Genomic DNA, 20,850 nt, shown 5'->3' with positions numbered 1-20,850 from the left:
AGAGAACAATGAGAGAAACATCTCCAAAATAAAAAATTTCTTTTAAAATAGTCGCCCTAATGACTCATAAATACCATGATTTATGAAAGAGTTGGCATTATAATATCTTTTTCGTGCAATTCTCAACGAATATATCTGTCTATAAAAAATGACAAAGAGTAATCGCCCACGCATGCTTGATCTCTCATAATTAATAAGGAATATTCACGTAAAACCTTTTTTAAAATATTGCTTAAAGGTGTATAATTCATATCAAAAATATGATAAATTTTCATAGATTAAGGCCGCCGTCATGTCTTATGAAGCTATTTTTTTAAGACTCTCTCATAGTGTTAAACGGTGCTTTTCTTAATGCTCGTATTCGTAAAGGTACTATCTATCGATCTTCTCTCAACAATTTTCCTTCTAATAGCCTCATTATTCATTGCCATTTGAAACTGTACTTTAAACTAACTCATCGAAAAAACTTGCCTATTAACTATATAATTCTGAAATTTAAAAATACAAAAAGCTGCCATTATGTTTAAGAGTTGATCAAGTGTATGATTGTTCTGTCTTATATCTTTATTAAGTAAAATAGTGATGCACCATAGATTCTATACCGTTGACAAATACGATTGAAATTAAAACGGAAATATTGAAAGACTTTTTTGTGTTATAAACCTTATTTTCTTCCGTCAAAATCCAATAACTCTATGATTTATATTCTTAGATTAAAATCAATTTTATTTTCATAATTCTTTCTTTTATTTTAAATAAAAACTCTGCTAAAATAAAAAAAGTATGAATTTTATAAAGGAGGGTGAATAATGATGACATCTATTATTAAAAAAATAAAAAATCTCAGTTTTAAAAATACAATACATGCACAATGTCCATGTAAAAAGGTTATCATAAATATCTTATGTGCTCTTCTTTTTGCTGCTATAACTCTGCCAGCGGAAGCTCAACAATATAAACTTGGCGATATAGAAATTCTCAACCCTTGGACACGGGAAACACCTAGAGGTGCGAAAGTTGGTAGCGGTTATCTCTACATTATTAATCACAGTGATACCCCAGACCGTTTGGTTGCTATTTCCACAAACGGCGTAAAAACAACAGAGATCCACTCTATGGCTGTTGTTAATGATATTATGAAAATGGAAAAGATGCACAATGGCGTTGAAATTCCTGGAAATGGCGAAATCACGCTTAAGCCTGGCGGCAATCATATTATGTTTACGGGACTTTCAAAACCATTCAAGCGAGGTGATAAAATTAGCGCAAAATTGACATTTGAAAAAGCAGGAACCATTAATGTTGATTTCTCTGTAAACGCTATGAAAACGACATCACCTTCTAAAACCACTCATACTCACTAAGCTCTTTTTATTATAAACACACATTTTGTAAAATAAAGAAGCGTAAGACTTTTTACGTTTCTTTATTTTGTTTAATGCCATCAGTAAAAATTTATTCTCTTTGATGCTTTAAAGATGTTCAATTTCAGGAATACGCAAAACTTGTCCAGGATAAATTTTATCAGGAGATTTTAACATTGGTTTATTGGCTTCAAAAATAAATGTGTTTTTATCACCTTGCCCTTTTCCATAAATCTCTTCAGCAATTTTCCAAAGATTGTCACCAGATTTAACCTCATAAAAACGAGACGTTTTTTTAGGCGTCCTATCGATAACCTTTAATTGCTCAACATCCACAGAAGAAATACCTTGTGAATTGCCAACAACCAAAAGTGCTTTTTCAAGTGTTTCACTATCTGGAACCTCACCGCTTAAAATAGCTTTACCGTCTTCAACTTGAATATTGACTTTCTCTGTACCGAGTTGAAAATGATCAAATGCAGCCTTCAAGTCTTTTTCTTTTGGTCCACGGTCTCCAATACTTAATTTTTCCCCTACAGTTTTAATAAAATTAAAAAGTCCCATTATTACCTCCTTTCATGTAGCAGAAACAAATTTTTGTGCATATATTGCCACATTCTTGTCTTTGCTCTTAAAACACATAGGCGGATTTTCTAAACTTCAATCATCAAAACTAAACCTGTTCAATTATGAGACAAATATAATAATAAACTTTGCAATAAATTTTGATAAAAAAAGCCTTTATGCAAATTTTCTCTCAAACAAAGGGATCTTAATAGACGTAAAAACATTATAAATTATGAAAGCAAAACAAGATTTTACAGGAATGCCAAAAGGGTTTTTACTTTACTGCAATTTGTATCATATTTGTTTTGCAAAAAAAATGTGAACTCCCATATAAAGTAGGTGTGGGTAATGTGCTACCACAGCAATAGAAAGGTCTAAGAAACCATGAAAGATACACCAACAATCACGCAAACGATTGTACTTGTTGATGATGATCGCAATATTTTGACATCTCTATCTTTTGCGCTTGAGACAGAAGGATATCGGGTTGAAAGCTATACAGATGGAGCATCTGCACTCAAAGGTCTCACACTTCATCCCCCACACTTAGCTATTTTTGATATTAAAATGCCCCGAATGGATGGGATGGAACTTTTGCGTCGTTTGCGTCAAAAATCTGATCTTCCAGTTATTTTCCTCACCTCTAAAGATGATGAAATTGATGAGTTATTTGGTCTCAAAATGGGAGCTGATGATTTTATTACGAAACCTTTCTCTCAACGTCTTCTCATTGAACGTGTGAAAGCTATTTTGCGTCGTTCTAATGCACGTAACCAACCGCTTGCTACAGGAACTTCTTCCACCTCTTCTCTCAAACGTGGAGATCTTGTCATGGATCAAGAACGTCACACCTGTACATGGAAAGATAAGCCTGTTATCTTAACTGTTACGGAGTTTTTGATTCTACAAACCTTAGCACAAAGGCCAGGAGTTGTAAAAAGTCGTGATGCTTTAATGGATGCTGCTTATAGTGATCAGGTCTACGTGGATGATCGCACCATTGATAGCCACATTAAACGTCTGCGTAAAAAATTCAAACAAGTGGATAATGATTTTGCAATGATTGAAACACTTTATGGTGTAGGTTATCGTTTTCACGAGGTGTAAAGCTGCTTTGTCGCAAAAGTTTGAACGGCAATCAAATCAATGACAGACAATTTTCGACTGAAAACTCTAAAAAAGACAGCCACAAACGGTATACCCTCAATACCATTTCTTATGTGTGCTCGTTTGTATCTTCAAATACAGCGTCTCTTTAGACAATTGCTTTTTTCCAGTCTTACACGCCGCATTGTTATATTAAACATTGCTGCCCTTGCCGTTCTAGTTACAGGCATTTTATACCTTAACCAATTTCGCGATGGTTTAATTGAAGCAAAAATTGAAAGTTTATGTACCCAAGGAAAAATTATTGCGGGAGCTATTGCTGCTTCTGCAACAGTAGATACAAATTCTATCCTTATTGACCCCCAAAAACTCTTAGAGTTACAAACCGGTGAAAGCATTACACCCACCCCCCAATCAACCGACTCTTGGGATTTCCCCATTAACTCTGAACAAATTGCCCCTCTTTTACGACGTCTCATCACACCTAACACGACAAGAGCACGTATTTATGATCGTGATGCTACTTTACTTCTTGATTCGCGTGTTCTTTATTCTAGTGGAGAAGTTTTTAGCTATGATTTACCCCCACTGAAAACAGAACAAAACATGTGGGAGCGCCTGACTTCATGGTATTCAAAGACATTTTATGATAAAGATATTGCTCTTGACAGAGAACAAACAAAAACCAGTGGCATTGCTTATCCAGAAGTATACCGAGCATTAAACGGATCTATTGCTACGGAAAAAAGACGCAACAGACAAGGCCAACTCACTGTGTCTGTTGCCGTTCCTGTTCAACGCTATCGTGCAGTGGTTGGCGCCCTTCTTCTTTCAACCACTGGCTCCGATATTGATAACATTGTAAAGGGGGAAAGACTGGTTATATTTAAAGTTTTTGCCGTTGTAGGCAGCGTACTTTTAGTTCTTTCGCTCTTTTTAGCCCATACGATTGCCCATCCATTAAGCAAATTATCTGCTTCTGCTAACCGAGTACGTAATGGCAATAATCGTCGTATAGAAATTCCTGATTTTTCAATGCGTGAAGATGAAATTGGTCATCTCTCAACCTCTATTCGTGACATGACCAATGCCCTTTATATGCGTATTGAAGCCATTGAACGCTTTGCTGCTGATGTAAGCCACGAATTAAAAAATCCCCTCACCTCTTTACGCAGTGCTGTTGAAACCCTCCCTCTCGCTAAAAGTGAAGAAGCACAAGAAAAATTGCTTGAAATTATTCAACATGATGTGCGCCGTCTTGATCGGTTGATTACGGATATTTCTGATGCATCGCGGCTCGATGCAGAGCTTGCACGAGAAACCGCAGAGATCGTTGATATGACACCTCTTTTGGAAAGTCTTGTGCATGCTGTTCAAGAAGTATACCGTAATACGCAAACCATTGAAGTAAGCCTTAATATTATCCCACGTCCTTATGGAAAAGCTTATCTTGTGTTGGGACATGAACTCCGTTTGGGACAAGTTATTTCAAATCTTCTTGAAAATGCTCGTTCCTTTATTCCCCATAATCGTGGTGAAATTTGCATCACTATGAAAAGTCATGCTTCAACTCTTATTTTAACTATTGAAGACAATGGCCCTGGCATTCGTTCAGAAAATATTGAACGCATTTTTGAACGTTTCTATACTGATCGACCAAACGAAGATGCTTTTGGACAAAATTCTGGACTAGGTCTTTCTATTAGTCGGCAGATCATCGAGGCCCATAATGGAATAATTACAGCCGAAAATATTATTGATCCAAAACTTGGAAAATGTAAAACTGGTGCACGTTTTATTATTATGCTTCCCCTTGTGAAATAAATCTTTTATCTAAAGTAAAAGACATGAAAACAAAATGTAAAATACTCCACGCAAATTGCCTGCAACTGGGAGGAAAGGGGCTGTTAATTATAGGTCCATCGGGATCAGGGAAATCAACCATCACTCTTTCTCTGCTCGACCGCGCTGAATGGTCAAAACGTGACGCAAAACTTATCAGTGATGATTATACAATACTGCGCACAGAAAATGGAAAACTTCACGGACACACCCCTGATAACTTAGAAGGCGGAATCGAGATTCGTGGTGTTGGTCTTTATACGATAGAATTTCAACGAAATACAATCATCGATTGTGTTGCTTCTATCGGTCCTGAATATGAACGTTTTTCCACAAATAAAACTTTTCAATTTGAAGATTTGCACATTCCTCTTTTAAAACTTCCCTCTCTTCGTGAAGCCGATTGTACAGCCATTTGTCAAGCTATTGAAGCATTTTTATTTAGAAAAATATGGCGCAAAACTGTCTAATTTTTTTCTAAAGATAAAAAAATCACAGTTTTTGCCTTTTTTTTGCAAATTTTTCTTGGCAGCAAGGTAAAGCCTTGTACAATATCTTTCCCACCAATATGGTTGGATCTTATGAGTTAACAGGAGTTTGCGTAAATGATTGGACTCGTGCTTGTAACGCACGGTGAGCTGGCTGTCGAATTTTTACATGCCGTGGAACATGTTGTTGGAACACAAGAAAAGTTCGCAACAATATGCGTTTATCCTGATGACGATATAGAACAACGCCGAGGTGATATTATAGCCGCAGTAACCGATACAAATACAGATCATGGCGTCATTATATTAACAGATGTGTTCGGTGGAACACCATCAAATATAGCTATTCCTGCTATTGAAAAAGGACGTGTTGAAATGATTGCAGGAGTTAATTTGCCCATGCTTATTAAATTGATTTCGATTCGGAAATGTCCTGATATCTCATTATCAGACGCATTAAGAATAGCACAAGAAGCAGGGCGTAAATATATTAGTGTACCAAGTATGACTTTATAGCGGATGATAAATACTGATGCTTTCCAAAGATACCCTACCCTCTCAAATAAGCCGTCATTTCAATATCTGTAATAAACGTGGATTGCATGCAAGGGCTTCTGCAAAATTTGTACAAACTGTTGACAATTTTAATGTCACTGTTGAAGTTGAAAAGGATGGAAAAATCGTTGGTGGTTCATCCATTATGGGGCTTATGATGCTCGCAGCTTCGTCCGGTTGCAACCTCACCGTTCGTGTTTGGGGACCAGAAGCAACAGATGCTCTTAATGCTCTTGAAAAGCTCATCAATAACAATTTTGGAGAAGAAAACTAGTGCCTCTCACCATAAAAAAATAATAATCCTTAGAGAATAAGAACCTTCCATAATTATTTTGAATTTTAATTGCTTTTTCCATTTTTATTTTAATATTCATATCAACTGTAGATTGGTGCAATTTTATGAATGTAACAGCTTATCATAATTAAATTATGCAGAATTTTTTGCTTTCTTTCCTAACATTATTTAGTCAATTTAGATTGTTTTTGCGTATTACGACTGTTACTCAACTTAAGCGTATGATTTAGATCTTTACAAAAACGAGGATTCTTACTTGTATTGACTATTTTTGCTTTTAAATAAAAGAAATATCAAGATAATTTCACAAATCAGAAATCAATCAACTTTCTTATTTTCTATTAACTTTATAGCTTTTCACAATACATAAATAATTTTCAACTACCCATCATTGTGATGCATATCATGAAAATGCAATTCTTATCGATATCACAACCATCTTCTTAAAGAATGAGCTTTGTGCGTTCATAATAATGGTAAGCATTTTTTAGACATTCTTTTTTTACACTATTGCCTTATCTTCTGTGGCATTCTTCACTTTCAATTTATCCGTCATTGCACTTGGGATAGCATCTTGTTATTATAAGGAGATAATATTATGGGTCGTCTATTTAGTGCTCTTCAGGTTCCTCAACAAACAACACAACAACTGATAGCGTTGCAAAATGGCTTACCAAATACACGGTGGGTTAATCCGCAAAATTTTCACGTCACTTTGTCTTTTTTCGGTGAAGTTGAAAGTTCGACAGCAGATGCCCTTATATACGCCTTTGACACAATAAAGCTCCCTCTTTTTATGTTACAAATAGAAGGTTTTGATATTTTTGGTTCAGAAAACGCTTCCCCCTCTCTTGTTATTCGCATTAAACCTTGTGAGGCTCTCAACCTTTTACACGAAAAGATGCAATGTATTCGCAGTCATTTAGGTTTAACGCCTGATGAAAGGCAATTTATTCCACATATTACCCTTGCGCGGCTGCGCGATACCAAACCTGAAGACCTTGTTCCTTATCTGCTCTTTCGAAAAAATTTATCATTTTCTCCTTTTGAGGTCGATCACTTTGTTTTATTTTCATCGCCATCTCCTTCAAGCGATGCTAGGTATCTTGTAAAAGGAAACTGGCCACTTCAAAGATAAAAGGGTGTTTGTAACACCCTTTTATCTTTGAAAAAAGACCCCATACATGCAAAATTGCGGAGAATGCTGCATTTTACATTGGAGTCTGATTATTGATGTGAAGCCGAATCAGTTTCAACAGCAGCTTCTTTTGTTCCTCCTTTGGCCACACCTACTATAGCTGGACGCAAAACCCTTTCTCCTATAATATAACCAGCCTGAACCACTTGTTGAACAGTGTTATCGGGGACATCGGCATTAGGAATTTCAAACATCGCTTGATGAAAGTGAGGATCAAATTTTTGCCCATCTGGATGAATTTTCTGTACCCCATGACGTTCTAAGGCTGCCATCATGGCACGTTCAGTCATTTCAACACCTTCTGCCAATGATTTCAAACCAGCATCACTTTCCCGTGCACCTTCTGGAATTGCTTCCAAAGCACGATTGAGATTGTCAGAAACAGATAACATATCCCGTGCAAAATTAGCAATGGAATAAGCCCTCGCATCTGCTACATCACGCGCTGTGCGACGTCGAAGATTTTCCATATCTGCTGCAAGACGTAAAAGCTGATCTTTCAGCTCTTTATTTTCATTCTGCAAAGATGCTAAAGGATCAATCTCATTACTTTCTTCTTCAACGTCTTCATGTGCTTCTGTTTTATGTGTTTTTAAAAGCTCATCCGCTGCTTGTTTAAGTGTATTACGATCAGCTGGATTTTTTAAATCACAATTTTCAAATGAAGCGTCAGTAAATTTGTTTTTTTCATCAGACATAAAAATTCTATTCCTTCATAAGATTTGTTATTTTCGATATCGAAATTTTACAGACAAAAATCAAGGGGTATTGATGTATATTAATATAATGAGCTTTTATAGTACAAATACTTAAACTGCATCATTTTAACGTAATAACTGTGACACAAGCTGAGCTGTATAATCAACCATGGGAACAATCCTTGCATAATTAAGTCGTGTAGGACCAATAACGCCTAAAGCACCAATGACTCTTTGTTGTGAATCACGATAAGGTGCTACGACTAAAGAAGAACCAGAAAGTGAAAATAATTTATTTTCTGAACCAATAAAAATTCGTACCCCTGAACCCGCATCCGTTAAATCGAGAAGTTGTGCCATACTCTCACGTGTTTCAAGATCATCGAATAAATGGCGTAATCGTTCTAAATCTTCTTCTGCTTTCATATCTTCAAGTAAATTACTGCGTCCACGAACAATGAGGTGTATTTTATGATCCGCCCCTTCTCCTCCCCAAAGAGCTAATCCTGTTTCAACAAGATGATGCGATAAATCATCAAGTGCAGCTTGTGTCTCTGCACATAAACGAGCAATTTCCCCTTTAGCTTCATTCAATGTACGTCCTTGAATATGCGCATTGAGAAAATTCGTTGCTTCTGTCAATTGTGCATGCGTTACTCCTTCTGGCAAATGAACAATCCGATTTTCAACTTCACCTTGTTGAGTTACTAAAACAGCAAGAGCATGCTCCCTATCAAGGCGCACAAATTCAATATGTTTCAATGTTCCTTCTTGTTTTGTTGCAAGCACAAGTCCTGCCCCACGGGAGAGATCTGAAAGAACTCGGCTTGCTTGAACAAGAAAATGTTCAACCGATTGCGCATGACCTGCCTCTTTGACTTGCATTTCAATATTTTCCCGCTCCTCGTTTGGCAAATCACCCGCCTCCATAAATGCATCAACAAAAAAGCGTAAACCCGATTGTGTAGGCATCCGCCCCGCAGAAACATGCGGTGCATAAATCAAACCAAGATGTTCAAGATCACTCATCACATTGCGAATCGTTGCAGGGGACAGTGTTTGTTGCAAAAGTCGCGAAAGATTGCGTGACCCTACAGGTTCACCATCATTAAGATAGGCTTCAACAATATGGCGAAAAATATCACGCGAACGTTCATCAAGATATTTAAATTCATTATCAATAGGTTTGTGCTTCATCACAATTGTTTCACTACTTTTAAAAACACTCTTCTCTTATATAATTTTTGCCAAGCTTTGGTCAAATAGTCTAAAGTAGTATAAGTATAAAAATATATTATTTTATTGAGCCGTAAAACACCATCTTTTAGAATGTTGATATAAGGCATATAAATATATAAATTGTGCGCGAGGTGTTTTTTAGAATATGTGATTGGGTATTTAAGATAGGAATTGATCTTTTTTAAGGACTTGCTAAGGGAATCTGAATTGTTTACAAACTACTGGGAATAGAAAATTGGACTTCTCCCATAAAAAGGCTCTCATAAAAATAAAGGTTTTCATAAAAAAGAGCCTCTCTCGTGTCTTTTCAATCGTTGTCTTCACAAAGTAAAATTTTATTTGAATAAAATATCATAAAGCATGTAAAAAATCTCATCATGTAAAATCGATAAGAATGTATGTCATAAGAATTTTTAAGCTGATTTTTAGTATAACAGTAGTTCCCTTTTCACTTTTGGAGAAATCTATATGAGAAGCATAGAAGATAAAAAACTTGTCATTGCTACACATAACGCTGGTAAATTACATGAAATCACTAATTTGGTTGCGCCTTTCGGTTTAATAATACAATCAGCAAAAGAGCTTGACTTGCCAGAACCAAAAGAAACAGGAACAACATTTGAAGAAAATGCTTATATTAAAGCTTTTTCAGCAGCAAAAAAGACAGGACTGCCTGCTCTTTCTGATGATTCAGGCTTAGAGGTGGATGCATTGGATGGGGCACCAGGCGTTTATACAGCCGATTGGGCAATTCAAGCCGATGGTACACGTAATTTTCCAAAAGCAATGCAAAAAATAGAAGATGAACTCCAAAAAGTCGGAGCGAGAGGAAAAAATCAACGAAAATGCCGTTTTATATCCGTCATTTGCATTGCATGGCCTGATAAACATGCAGATTATTTCCGTGGATGCGTTGAAGGAACATTCATTTGGCCTCCACGAGGAGACAAAGGTTTTGGCTTTGATCCTATTTTTTTACCAGATGGATATGAAAATACCTTTGGAGAAATGTCAACAGAGCAAAAGCACGGCTGGCAAAACAATGACATTCCCCCTCTTTCACATCGCGCACGAGCTTTTAAACTTTTGGCAGAAAACCTTCTGGCATTCTCATGAATGAACCTTTTGGCATTTACATTCATTGGCCCTTTTGTGCGGCTAAATGTCCCTATTGTGACTTTAATTCACATGTTCGCATCCATGGTGTTGATCAACCACGTTTTGTCACCGCCTTTGAGCGCGAAATAGAAACGCAATACCATAAAATAGGCCCCCGTCATATTACCAGTATTTTTATTGGTGGGGGAACCCCCTCTCTTATGGAGCCACAAACTGTTGATGCCCTCTTGCAGGCACTTGCAAGGAAATGGATACTTGATGATAAAGTTGAAATTACATTAGAAGCTAATCCATCCAGTGTGGAAGCAGAGCGCTTTCATGGATACCGTGCTGCGGGTGTTAATCGCTTATCTTTAGGGATACAAGCGCTCAATGATAAAGCATTACGCAAACTTGGCCGACTCCATAATGTGGAACAAGCTCTTTGTGCCATTGCTTTAGCACGAAAAATTTTTCCACGTTTATCCTTTGATCTCATTTATGCTCGCCCCGAACAAACCCTTGAACAATGGAAATCTGAACTTGTACAAGCCATTGATTTGGCAGCAGACCATCTTTCCCTTTATCAATTGACGATCGAAGAAGGAACCGCCTTTAAACGACTTCATGACGCAGGGAGGCTTAGCCTTCCTCCATCGGAACTCGCAGCAGATATGTATCACCTTACCCAAGAAATAACAGCTCTGTATGGACTTCCTGCCTATGAAATTTCAAACCATGCCGTGCCTGGTGCTGAATCAGCACACAACCTTCTTTATTGGCGCTATCATCAATATGCAGGCTTTGGTCCAGGAGCACACGGGCGTTTCATTGAGAACGGACCAAACCCTTCTTCCGCTTTTTCAAAAACACCTTTATCACACCTTGAAACCCATGAACGTTATGTTACAATCAATGAAAAGCATCCTGAACAGTGGCTTGAATTGGTCGAAAAAACAGGACATGGCTGTATTGAAACAGAACGATTAACCATAGAGCAACAGGCAAATGAAATGCTCCTTATGGGGTTGCGACTTTGTGAAGGCTTAGAACTTACACGCTATGAAACCTTAAGCCCAAAACGCATCCCAATGGAAAAACTTATCGATTTACAACACCAAGAACTGGTAGAAATGGTGGACAACCAACGCTTAAAAGCAACAGCCAAAGGACGTATTGTTCTTGATCACATTATCAGTCAACTTGCAAACTAAAGCTTTTTATAACAACATATTGATTTTAATCATAATTATTATTTTTAACAGCAAAAATTAGACCAAAATATCGTAAGGTTTTTTTATTTCAAAACTGTTCATAGTACATTAATTACAACCATTCACTGACTGCTTAAAAGTGAGGAAATATTTGGATAAAAGCTATAAAAAAGCATAAAAAGAGTGATATCCTATAGATTTTATTACACTATTTTCATAAGCACCATTGGCTATAACAAATTAAGAACAACTATTCTTAACGCAATTAGATCTGTAAACGACGCTATTTCTTAAAACAAGTTTCTCTTGGTTTTCCACTCATATGCTCCACGAAACTGAAGACTTTATGAATAAAATTCCAGCTTTAGAATGCTCATCACATACGCTAAAATCCGTTAATACAGTAAGTCTCACCTTATATTGCCACATCTCAAATGGCAATGTTTTGAGGCAACAAAAGGGTCTTATGGAAAAACAAGATAAAGATATTGTTGAACCAAACAATTATTTCTCTATGCAAAAAAATCAACAATAAAACGCTCATAAATAACCGTGAGCATTTCCACTGCATCAAGGGCGACACATTCATCTATCATATGCATCGTTTGCCCTGGTAAACCAAATTCAACCACGGGACAATAATCCTTAATAAATCGTGCATCTGAAGTTCCACCAGACGTGGAACATTCTGGCATATGCCCTGTTACACTTTTAATAGCATTGGATAAAATTTGAATAAGTTTATCATTTTTGGTTAAAAAAACATCCCCCAAACTTGGAATCCATTCGAGTTGATAAGAGGGATATTGATCACTGTTATTTTTTGATTGCACCAGAGCAAGACGCTTTTCAATTTCTTCCATCAGCGTTTCTTTTGTCCAAAGATCGTTATAGCGTATATTAAAGCGAATTGTTGTCTGCGCTGGAATAACATTAACCGCCACATTACCAGTATCGATAGTTGTTAGTTCTAAATTACTGGGTTGAAAATTCTCTGTCCCTTGATCTAAGGCCGTTTGTGTCAATGCTTGAATAAGTTTACTTGCCAAAGGCAAAGGATTGGCAGCCCGTTCTGGAAAAGCAACATGACCTTGGCGACCTTTCACAGTAATGATCCCAGAAATCGATCCGCGGCGTCCAATTTTTATAACATCACCAACAGTCTTTACGCTTGTTGGTTCTCCCACAAGAGCTGCAGTCCATTTTTCTCCTTTTTTTTCTGCCCATTGGAGAAGTTTTATCGTACCGTTAATGGCAGGGCCCTCTTCATCACCGGTAATCAAAAGGCTTATCGTTCCTTTAATGGATTGTTTTTTAAGAACGCGCGCTAGAGCTGCAATAAAACAAGCGATACCGCCTTTCATATCCACAGCACCCCGCCCATATAATTTCCCCTGATTTATAACAGCTTCAAAAGGTGGATAAGTCCAATCTTCCAATGCCCCTGTCGGTACAACATCCGTATGCCCTGCAAACATAAGATGAGGGCCTTCGCTTCCCATTTTTGCATAAAGATTTTCAACATTATCTGTATTTTTATCCGTAAAAATAGGGCGCTCGACATGAAATCCCATTTTTTTCAAAAATTGTTCCAAAGTTGATAAAGCCCCTGCTTCATGAGGCGTAACAGAAGGACAACGAATAAGAGCCTGTAATAGCTGAAGTGGATCTGTAAGAACAGACATAAAAACCCCTTCCCATTTGTCATAAATCATCTAGACTTAAGGTTATTACGCTGAATAACAAAAAAGATAAAGAAAAAACATTGAAGACACTCAGCAGACCAAGTAGGGGAGGACAATCGTGCTGAGAGCTTCAATGGCTTCCTCATCATGCATAACGAAGCACACACACAACGAAACACTCAACAAAAAGTTCCGTTAAATATTTCTTTTATTTGAAAGTTTTTTACGCCTCTAATTTATAGGAATCAAAGTTAATGGCGTGTAGTCTATGCGCATTTTCTTTCAACCAAGCACGATACATTTTACTATCAGGATATAGTTCTTCACAAAGAGCCCAAAATCTTGGTCCGTGATTCATTTCAACAAGATGAGCAACTTCATGAGCGACAACATATTCAACAACTTCCTTTGGAGCCATAATAAGGCGCCAAGAAAAAGAAAGACGCTTATCGATGGAACAAGACCCCCAACGACTTCTCGTATCTTTATAACAAATGGACTTGACTTTACGCTCTACCTGATGAGCATAATGTGCCACTAAAGGTGTTATAAAAAGTGCTGCTTGTTTTTTTAAAACGTCAGCAATACGTCTTGGAAGATATTCTAATTGACCGTAAACAATAATTTTAGGTCCTTGCTCCGCATCCGCTGTAACAATTTTTGTTACCCCACGTCCTTGCTCATGCTTGATGGTATGAGAAACCCCCAATAAGGAAATTGTTGACCCCACTTTGAGATAAGCATCTTCATGAGAGATTTGTACACGAGCAAGACGTGCCTCAATCCAAGTCCGATGTTTTTCAATAAAATTTTCAATCACACAGAAATTTATTGCTGGTGGTGTTGTTACACAAATCTCCTGATACCTAGCATCAACACGTAATGTAATACGACGCGCCTGTTTATTTTCCCGCACGCGCAAGGGGATAGCGCGATCAGAAAAAATGAAATGCTTTTCAGAAATGCTCATATATTTATCTTCATCATCATAAATATCCCCATTATTTTGTATTAATCTGATTAATCAAAGATCTTAAGACTGTTTCAAGCAAATCTAAATCTTGCGGACGAGAAAAACGATGATCTGCATCACGAACAAGCGTCAATGTTACGTCATGGAGCGGTAAATGATCAAGTAAGGTCAATGTATGTTGATAGGGGATATCTTTATCTTCCATCCCTTGCAGTATATGGATCGGACAACCAATATCAATACATCCTTTCATGACACAATTTTCGCGTCCATCTTCAATCAATTTTTTTGTAAAGGGCATTGGCTCTTCATCACCAACAGCAGGACGTTCAATATAGCCTTTTTCTTCTAAAATTTTCCATTCTTCTGGACCTAATTCTGGTTCTACCAATGTTTGTGTAAAATCGGGTGCTGGAGCAATCAATACCATACCCGCAAGCTTCTTGCTTTTCTGCGCTAACATCATAGCAAGCTTTAGAGCAATCCATCCGCCCATAGAGGACCCAATTAAAACTTGTGGTCCTTCACAATAAGTTTCAAAAATCGCTAAACTTTCGCTTACCCAACGTGAAATTGTTCCTTGAAAAAAATCACCTTCAGATTCTCCATGGCCAGAGTAATCAAAACGTAAACAAGATAAATCATTCTTTTGAGCAAACTGATCAATCAAAGTTGCCTTACTTCCTAACATATCGGATTGATAGCCATGAAGCCAAACCAAACCTGGAGAGGAGCATCCCTTGCGATAGCGTACTGCAAGAGCGGTGTCCTCAAACGAAAAAAACTGACAAGGAATATTTTGATTCATGATTCTTATCCTCCATAAAACAATTTTCTTAAATTTAAGAAAAAACTTTTATAATCTAAATCACTAAAAAAAGTAACAAATCAAATAATGAAAAAGGCACGAATTATAGTTGTTTTTATGTGCATAATTGTATATTAGACTAACTGTAGTTGAATCAAAATTAAGGAGCGTAAACCATTCGTAGACCGTTTAAAATGACACCTACCCAAAAAGACGGACCACGTTCAAATCAGGATATTCGGGTACCTCATGTTCAGCTTATCAATGATGAAGGACAACATCAGGGAGTTGTTGCTATACAAGAAGCTCTTGCTATGGCCGCGGACGCAGGGCTTGATTTGGTTGAAATTGTACCAAATGCGGAGCCGCCCGTGTGTAAAATCGTGGATTTGGGCAAATTAAAATATCAAACCCAAAAAAAAGCTGCTGAAACACGTAAAAAGCAAAAAGTCATTGAAATCAAAGAGATTAAGATGCGCCCAAATGTTGATGTCCATGATTATGGAGTCAAACTCAAGGCTGTTCATCGCTTTATTGATCATGGTGACAAAGTAAAGATTACTTTGCGTTTTCGTGGTCGTGAGATGGCTCACCAAGATCTTGGATTAAAGCTTCTTCAGCGTGTGAAAGAAGATACAAGTGAAATTGCCAAAATCGAATTAGAGCCAAAGCTTGAAGGCCGACAAATGATGATGGTGATAGCACCTAAATAATTTCTTATTGGAATAATATTTGTGTGCAAACCGTCAAAATAAACGGATGGCTATTATTTAGAAGCACTACATAAAGTTTTTTGTGGTGCTTCTAGGTTTTTTTATAAATCTGTATAAATCCTTTTTAAGAATTGAATAATATTTTCTCGATTTATAAGAAAATTCGTTATTGTGCATTATTGACTGTAAATCAATATCCAATCCCTATACGGTCATGTGTTTTAGATAAATTAAGTTATATCAGTACTGTACGACCCGTTTAAGCTTTTATATGCCAGACGTAAGCAAGGAGGAGCGTATCTTTGTTTGTATAATGTCTGAAACAGACAAACAGCCTAATTTTGGTAAAAGATAAAGTTTTAAGGACAGAAAGCAGTTCTCATCTTTACCATTATTTTTTTATTCAACTTCACGGATTGCGATATTAAAGTAATACCCTTTAAACTATAGAGATTACACATCACTTTTTGTTGTTACTTCTAATGTTCTGTAATATGGTTGTTCTGTCATGCAGTTACGAGTCTTGCGCAAAACAGAACGCCATAACATTGCGTATTCGCATTCTTGTTTTAAAGAAACATTTCTCAACGCTCGTCACATTGATTTCGCAATGTTTCACGTGAATCTATAATGATAAATTTCATTGAGTCCCTAATCTTTACGCTTATGAAGGAGCACACATGAGCGTAAACCACTTCAAATGCCAAAGGCTATCAAAATATGGCAACAGGTAAAAAAATGATAGCGTTGACTTTCACTTTCATAAATGTCAAGAAAATAGCATAAATGTTAAAATAACGGTGCCTATTAACATGATCACCCTCGTCTGTTATTTACAATAACAAAATTTTACCAAACAGCATTAAAAAAACCACTAGACGATCATGATCTGTTTTTTCAAATAGGATATCATCTCTTTATTACAAGCTCTCCCTCATCACCAACTCTATTGTTAGCATCTTCAACCATAACCCATTTTCAAGATGGATCATTTTATTGGTTCACGACCAAAGTCTTTAAAATTTTTTATTCCATTGGCTTCAACATAACCTTCTAAAGATAATAGAATAAAATCAAGACACAACGTTATAAGAAGAAAATTATATATTTTATAAATGCTTAAAGCATGAAAAATTCCTTGTACGGTATTTTATATGAAATGGAATAACATATTAATTAATAATGATAATTTATATTTTTTCTCCTTGAATAAGAGAAGCGAATATTGTAGGCTTTTTCTCTAAATTCTCCTTCATATGGCATTATGTAAAGTGCCAAGAGCTTTTGTGATATGGAAGTATCAATAGAATAATGATACCTGCTTATATATTGTAGCAGTGAAGAAGTGGTGCACACACCATTTATGAAGGATTTTGCGTTATATAAAGCGCCGTAGCACGAAAACGTGTAACGCACAGTGAAATAAAGAAGGCTCTTTTTGTAAAAAGTTAAGAGATTTTCATTAAGAGTCTTCAATCTTGCATAAAGCAACGAGAAAATATACAAGCACTTCATGGCAATAAAACAAATTTCTTCTTTTGATAAACATCTTATTATTCGCCTTTTGCGAGAAAATTTTCGTAAACATGCGCGTTGGTATAGTGCAGCTATTATCTCAATGATCATTATTTCCTGCACAACCGCAACCAGTGCATGGATTATGCGTGACGTTGTTAATCAGATTGTTGATGCGCAAAATTTTCATATGATCGTTTTGATTTCTAGCTTCATTGCTTTTATCTTTATTCTTAAAGGAATTGCAACTTTTGCCCAAACTTACTTTTTAAGCAAAGCTGGCAACAGTATCATTGCTGAACAACAGCGCAAAATTTATGCGCGCCTTATGGAACAAGGTGTTTCTTTTTATCATAATAATACATCATCTGATCTTCTTGTTCGCGTAACCCATAATGCGACAGCTGTGCGTAATATCATTGATACTATTATTACAACTTTTGTACGTGACTTGCTTTCCGTTTGCGGTCTGCTGCTTGTTATGTTCATTCAAAACTTTGTGTTAATTTCCATTACTTTAATCGTAGGACCACTCGCTTTTTTAGGTATTCGAATGGCTTTAAAGCGCGTTCGCCGCCTGATGGAAAAAGAACTCCTTTCACTTGGTGAAATTATAAAAATCGTCCAGGAAACGGCTGTTGGTATTCGAGTCATCAAGGCTTTTTCACTAGAAGAAATCATGAAAAAACGGATGGACAAAGCCATTTGTGACGTTGAAAAACAAACCAATAATATTGCAACACTTGAAGCCATTACCAATCCAATTATGGAAACACTCACGGGTGTCGCCATTGCAGGTATTATCTGTTTTTCCGGTTACCTTGCAACCCAACGCGCAGGTGTTCAAGGTGAATTTATGTCCTTTATTGTTGCTTTACTTTTGGCTTATGAACCCGCAAAAAGATTAGCAAATGTCCGTGTCAAAATTGAATCTGGCTTGGTCAATATTCGTACGATGTTTGAAATACTCGATCATCCCCTTACAGTTATAGAACATAAAGAAGCGAAAGATCTGAATAAAACGTCAGGAGCTATTCGCTTCGAGCATGTTTCTTTTGCCTATACTGATAACAAAATAGTATTGAAAGACATTAATTTAGAAATAGAAGCTGGAAAAATGACAGCATTGGTAGGGCCATCCGGTTCAGGAAAGTCAACCCTTATCAATCTTATTATGCGCCTCTATGACCCCACAAAAGGACGTATATTGATTAATAATCAAGATATCCGCTACACAACATTTCGCTCTCTAAGAAACTTGATGGCCTATGTGGGACAAGATACTTTTCTTTTCCAAGGAACTGTTAAATATAATATTGGGCTTGGAAAAGAAGGAGCATGTGATGACGAAATCATCGAAGCTGCAAAAGCTGCAAATGCGCATAACTTTATTATGGGATTGCCAAATGGTTATGATACACAAATAGGTGATAATGGCTGTAACCTTTCAGGGGGACAAAAACAACGACTCGCTATTGCTAGAGCGATGATTCATGATAGTGAGATTCTGATTCTTGATGAAGCAACAAGCGCGCTCGATTCACACACCGAAGCACAAATTAATGAAGCTATTCATCACCTTACCAAAGGACGCACAACGATCATTATTGCTCATCGCCTTTCAACAATTGCTCGTGCTCATAAAATTGTGGTCATAGAAAATGGACAACTGATTGAACAAGGAACTCAGAAAGAATTACTCGCAAAAGAACATGGATTTTATAAAAAACTTCATAATATTCAGTTCAAAAAAAATACGTCCTAATTTCTAAATCCTTATATAAAATTTAAATTAAAAAAATAAACAGAAACTAACGCCCCACTTGTAAAAACAGAATTACTAAGGAAGAATATTATTTTAATTAAGAATTGGCAAAAAATTTATGGTTTATTGAGAGTAAACTTCGTGGATTTAGATGAAAGACTTTTATTTTGTTGAATGCCTTTGATTTTTAATCATGCAACTTGAAAACAAAAAACCTCTTCTCTTTTTAAGAAAGTAATGAAACATTCGTAAATTTTATGAACCATAAAAGTAGGGATACTATCAAGTTTTGAAAAAGTTTTCACGAAGGAAATAGAATCTAAATTGATGCCATCTTTATCCTTAAGCTGATAATTTTTTATTCTTCACATCTTAAAAGGATAAAGATCCCTACTCAATCTAATTGGTAAACAATACAGATTCCTATTGTTTTCGTTCCATCCGATACTGACTTATGTGGTTCACTTATACAAGACTAAACGAACAAGACCACCCCTAAATATTTATCACATGCTTTCAAAACACTTGGTCAAAGAATCTACACGGCCTTACTATCACCACACATCAAATGACAGTGTTCTATGGCACAACAAAACAAGCTGCCAATTATAAAAAAATGTGCTGCAAATTATAGAGATACTTAGTGTAAGAAAACAGACTGAAAAAATAAGAAAGGATTTATTCCAAAATTTTTTACTGTTGTAGGTTTCTTTAGAGCAAGCTTTACTTTTTTGTCCTCATCCTTAGAAACTAAAATGATATTCCTCACATATCTTAACTTCTTGAAGAATTTATACCTACACAACGTTACTGCAGATATCAAACTATGACTTCACTAGGCTAAAAGAACAGATGAAAAGCAAAATAACATTCCTCTTCTGTCTAGCGGCTTAAATAAAAAATGTGATATAGTTCTGATTAATATTTTTACAAAAAATATCTTTTTATATATTAACTTATTGTTTTATCTCAAATAAAAGATACAATGTTGTTTGCGTATTTCTTTTTTATATCTATGATGAAACAATCAAAATCACTTATTGTACATAATAAAAAACATTGGCGTGTCCATAAAAACGCTTAAGATAAGTAATAAAAATACCTATATGCTTTCGAGTACAAAGACTGTTGGCAACATGAGAAGCTGAAAATAACATGTTAATACCAACTGATATCTTTATTAAATATTTATACCTTTATTAATAACGATCCTATGGATTTTATACCATTCATACGGGATGCGTTACCCCTTTCACAAGCAGTCTTAATAAAATAGACTGTAAGTACACACTGAGAAATATTTCTTTAAAACAAAAACATAAATATGCAACATGAATGTATTCTATTTTGGAGCGTTCTTGTTTTGGAGAGATATTTGGGAGTGTTGTAAAAAAGAAATCTCATTAAAAAACACAATAAACGAAAAACAATTTTATGATAAAAAATATTGCTTTAAATTCTTTTAAAATAAAATCTGTACCCTACAAATTTTATGCCTACGGAATCCTTTTGTTTTATTACGTTCTTTAATGGAATCACGCCCCTCACGGAGAAAAGAATACCATTGTATTGAAAATTTACGGTCTTGTTTTAAAGAAACATCTCTCAATGCTCGTCACATCCATTGCGCAACAGCACCCGTGAATTGTATAACGATAAATCCATTGAGCTTCCATCTTTACCGTTTATAGAATAACAAACCGGCACCATTCACACTATTTTTCTG

At 36.1% G+C, this 20,850-nt stretch carries 17 protein-coding genes; 11 read left to right on the top strand and 6 right to left on the bottom strand.

From position 1 onward, the window contains the following. The first annotated feature begins 809 nt into the window (after positions 1-809). Entirely contained in the window at positions 810-1,364 is a 555-nt protein-coding gene (locus tag AC6ER9_RS04305; RefSeq protein ID WP_497075145.1) for a copper chaperone PCu(A)C, read from the top strand. A 108-nt stretch (positions 1,365-1,472) separates the two neighbouring features. Here AC6ER9_RS04305 and lysM read toward each other — a convergent pair whose 3' ends face one another. Further along, on the bottom strand, positions 1,473-1,928 hold the full coding sequence (lysM, locus tag AC6ER9_RS04300) for a peptidoglycan-binding protein LysM (protein ID WP_497075144.1): 456 nt from the start codon (positions 1,926-1,928) through the stop codon (positions 1,473-1,475). 387 nt (positions 1,929-2,315) lie between these two features. Between lysM and AC6ER9_RS04295 the strand changes: the two genes are divergently transcribed. The 6 genes from AC6ER9_RS04295 to thpR all read left to right on the top strand — a co-directional run bounded on the left by AC6ER9_RS04295 (position 2,316) and on the right by thpR (position 7,356). Beyond that, the gene (locus AC6ER9_RS04295; RefSeq protein ID WP_497075143.1) at positions 2,316-3,038 is read left to right on the top strand and encodes a response regulator transcription factor; all 723 of its coding nucleotides are present in this window, start codon (positions 2,316-2,318) and stop codon (positions 3,036-3,038) included. 39 nt (positions 3,039-3,077) lie between these two features. Next, positions 3,078-4,862: a sensor histidine kinase gene (locus tag AC6ER9_RS04290; protein ID WP_497075142.1), complete on the top strand. Its 1,785-nt coding sequence runs from the start codon at positions 3,078-3,080 to the stop codon at positions 4,860-4,862. 23 nt (positions 4,863-4,885) lie between these two features. Continuing rightward, positions 4,886-5,350, top strand: a complete 465-nt coding sequence (locus AC6ER9_RS04285) for an HPr kinase/phosphatase C-terminal domain-containing protein (protein ID WP_497075141.1) — start codon at positions 4,886-4,888, stop codon at positions 5,348-5,350. A 135-nt stretch (positions 5,351-5,485) separates the two neighbouring features. Further along, entirely contained in the window at positions 5,486-5,884 is a 399-nt protein-coding gene (locus tag AC6ER9_RS04280) for a PTS sugar transporter subunit IIA (protein WP_497075140.1), read from the top strand. Between the two features lie 16 nt (positions 5,885-5,900). Then, positions 5,901-6,197 (top strand): HPr family phosphocarrier protein, encoded by a 297-nt coding sequence (locus AC6ER9_RS04275; RefSeq protein WP_497075139.1) that lies wholly within the window; start codon positions 5,901-5,903, stop codon positions 6,195-6,197. A gap of 619 nt (positions 6,198-6,816) precedes the next feature. Next, entirely contained in the window at positions 6,817-7,356 is a 540-nt protein-coding gene (thpR, locus tag AC6ER9_RS04270; RefSeq protein WP_497075138.1) for an RNA 2',3'-cyclic phosphodiesterase, read from the top strand. 89 nt (positions 7,357-7,445) lie between these two features. Here the strand turns inward: thpR and grpE are convergent, their stop codons facing one another. Further along, positions 7,446-8,114: a nucleotide exchange factor GrpE gene (grpE, locus tag AC6ER9_RS04265; RefSeq protein WP_497075137.1), complete on the bottom strand. Its 669-nt coding sequence runs from the start codon at positions 8,112-8,114 to the stop codon at positions 7,446-7,448. A gap of 126 nt (positions 8,115-8,240) precedes the next feature. Next, positions 8,241-9,311: a heat-inducible transcriptional repressor HrcA gene (gene hrcA, locus AC6ER9_RS04260; RefSeq protein ID WP_497075136.1), complete on the bottom strand. Its 1,071-nt coding sequence runs from the start codon at positions 9,309-9,311 to the stop codon at positions 8,241-8,243. Between the two features lie 510 nt (positions 9,312-9,821). Between hrcA and rdgB the strand changes: the two genes are divergently transcribed. Together rdgB and hemW are read left to right on the top strand one after the other, a co-directional pair. Beyond that, the gene (gene rdgB / locus AC6ER9_RS04255) at positions 9,822-10,469 is read left to right on the top strand and encodes an RdgB/HAM1 family non-canonical purine NTP pyrophosphatase (protein WP_497075135.1); all 648 of its coding nucleotides are present in this window, start codon (positions 9,822-9,824) and stop codon (positions 10,467-10,469) included. Further along, the gene (gene hemW / locus AC6ER9_RS04250; RefSeq protein ID WP_497075134.1) at positions 10,466-11,665 is read left to right on the top strand and encodes a radical SAM family heme chaperone HemW; all 1,200 of its coding nucleotides are present in this window, start codon (positions 10,466-10,468) and stop codon (positions 11,663-11,665) included. The genes rdgB and hemW overlap by 4 nt, the downstream gene beginning before the upstream one ends. A gap of 512 nt (positions 11,666-12,177) precedes the next feature. Here hemW and dapE read toward each other — a convergent pair. The 3 genes from dapE to AC6ER9_RS04235 all read right to left on the bottom strand — a co-directional run bounded on the left by dapE (position 12,178) and on the right by AC6ER9_RS04235 (position 15,131). Next, a complete protein-coding gene (gene dapE / locus AC6ER9_RS04245) occupies positions 12,178-13,350 on the bottom strand; it encodes a succinyl-diaminopimelate desuccinylase (protein ID WP_497075133.1) in 1,173 nt (390 codons plus the stop codon). A gap of 223 nt (positions 13,351-13,573) precedes the next feature. Next, positions 13,574-14,320 carry a M48 family metallopeptidase gene (locus AC6ER9_RS04240; protein ID WP_497075132.1) on the bottom strand — a complete coding sequence of 249 codons (747 nt, stop codon included), beginning with the start codon at positions 14,318-14,320 and terminating at the stop codon, positions 13,574-13,576. Between the two features lie 31 nt (positions 14,321-14,351). Further along, entirely contained in the window at positions 14,352-15,131 is a 780-nt protein-coding gene (locus AC6ER9_RS04235) for an alpha/beta hydrolase (RefSeq protein ID WP_497075131.1), read from the bottom strand. Positions 15,132-15,325: 194 nt separating this feature from the next. On the opposite strand from AC6ER9_RS04235, the gene infC reads away from it, so the two are divergent. Next, positions 15,326-15,844, top strand: a complete 519-nt coding sequence (infC, locus tag AC6ER9_RS04230) for a translation initiation factor IF-3 (RefSeq protein WP_497075130.1) — start codon at positions 15,326-15,328, stop codon at positions 15,842-15,844. Positions 15,845-17,357: 1,513 nt separating this feature from the next. Continuing rightward, positions 17,358-19,124, top strand: a complete 1,767-nt coding sequence (locus AC6ER9_RS04225; protein ID WP_497075129.1) for an ABC transporter ATP-binding protein — start codon at positions 17,358-17,360, stop codon at positions 19,122-19,124. Positions 19,125-20,850 lie beyond the last annotated feature (1,726 nt).

This window comes from Bartonella sp. SL317 (assembly GCF_059687655.1).
This window is presented reverse-complemented; position numbering and strand designations above follow the sequence as displayed.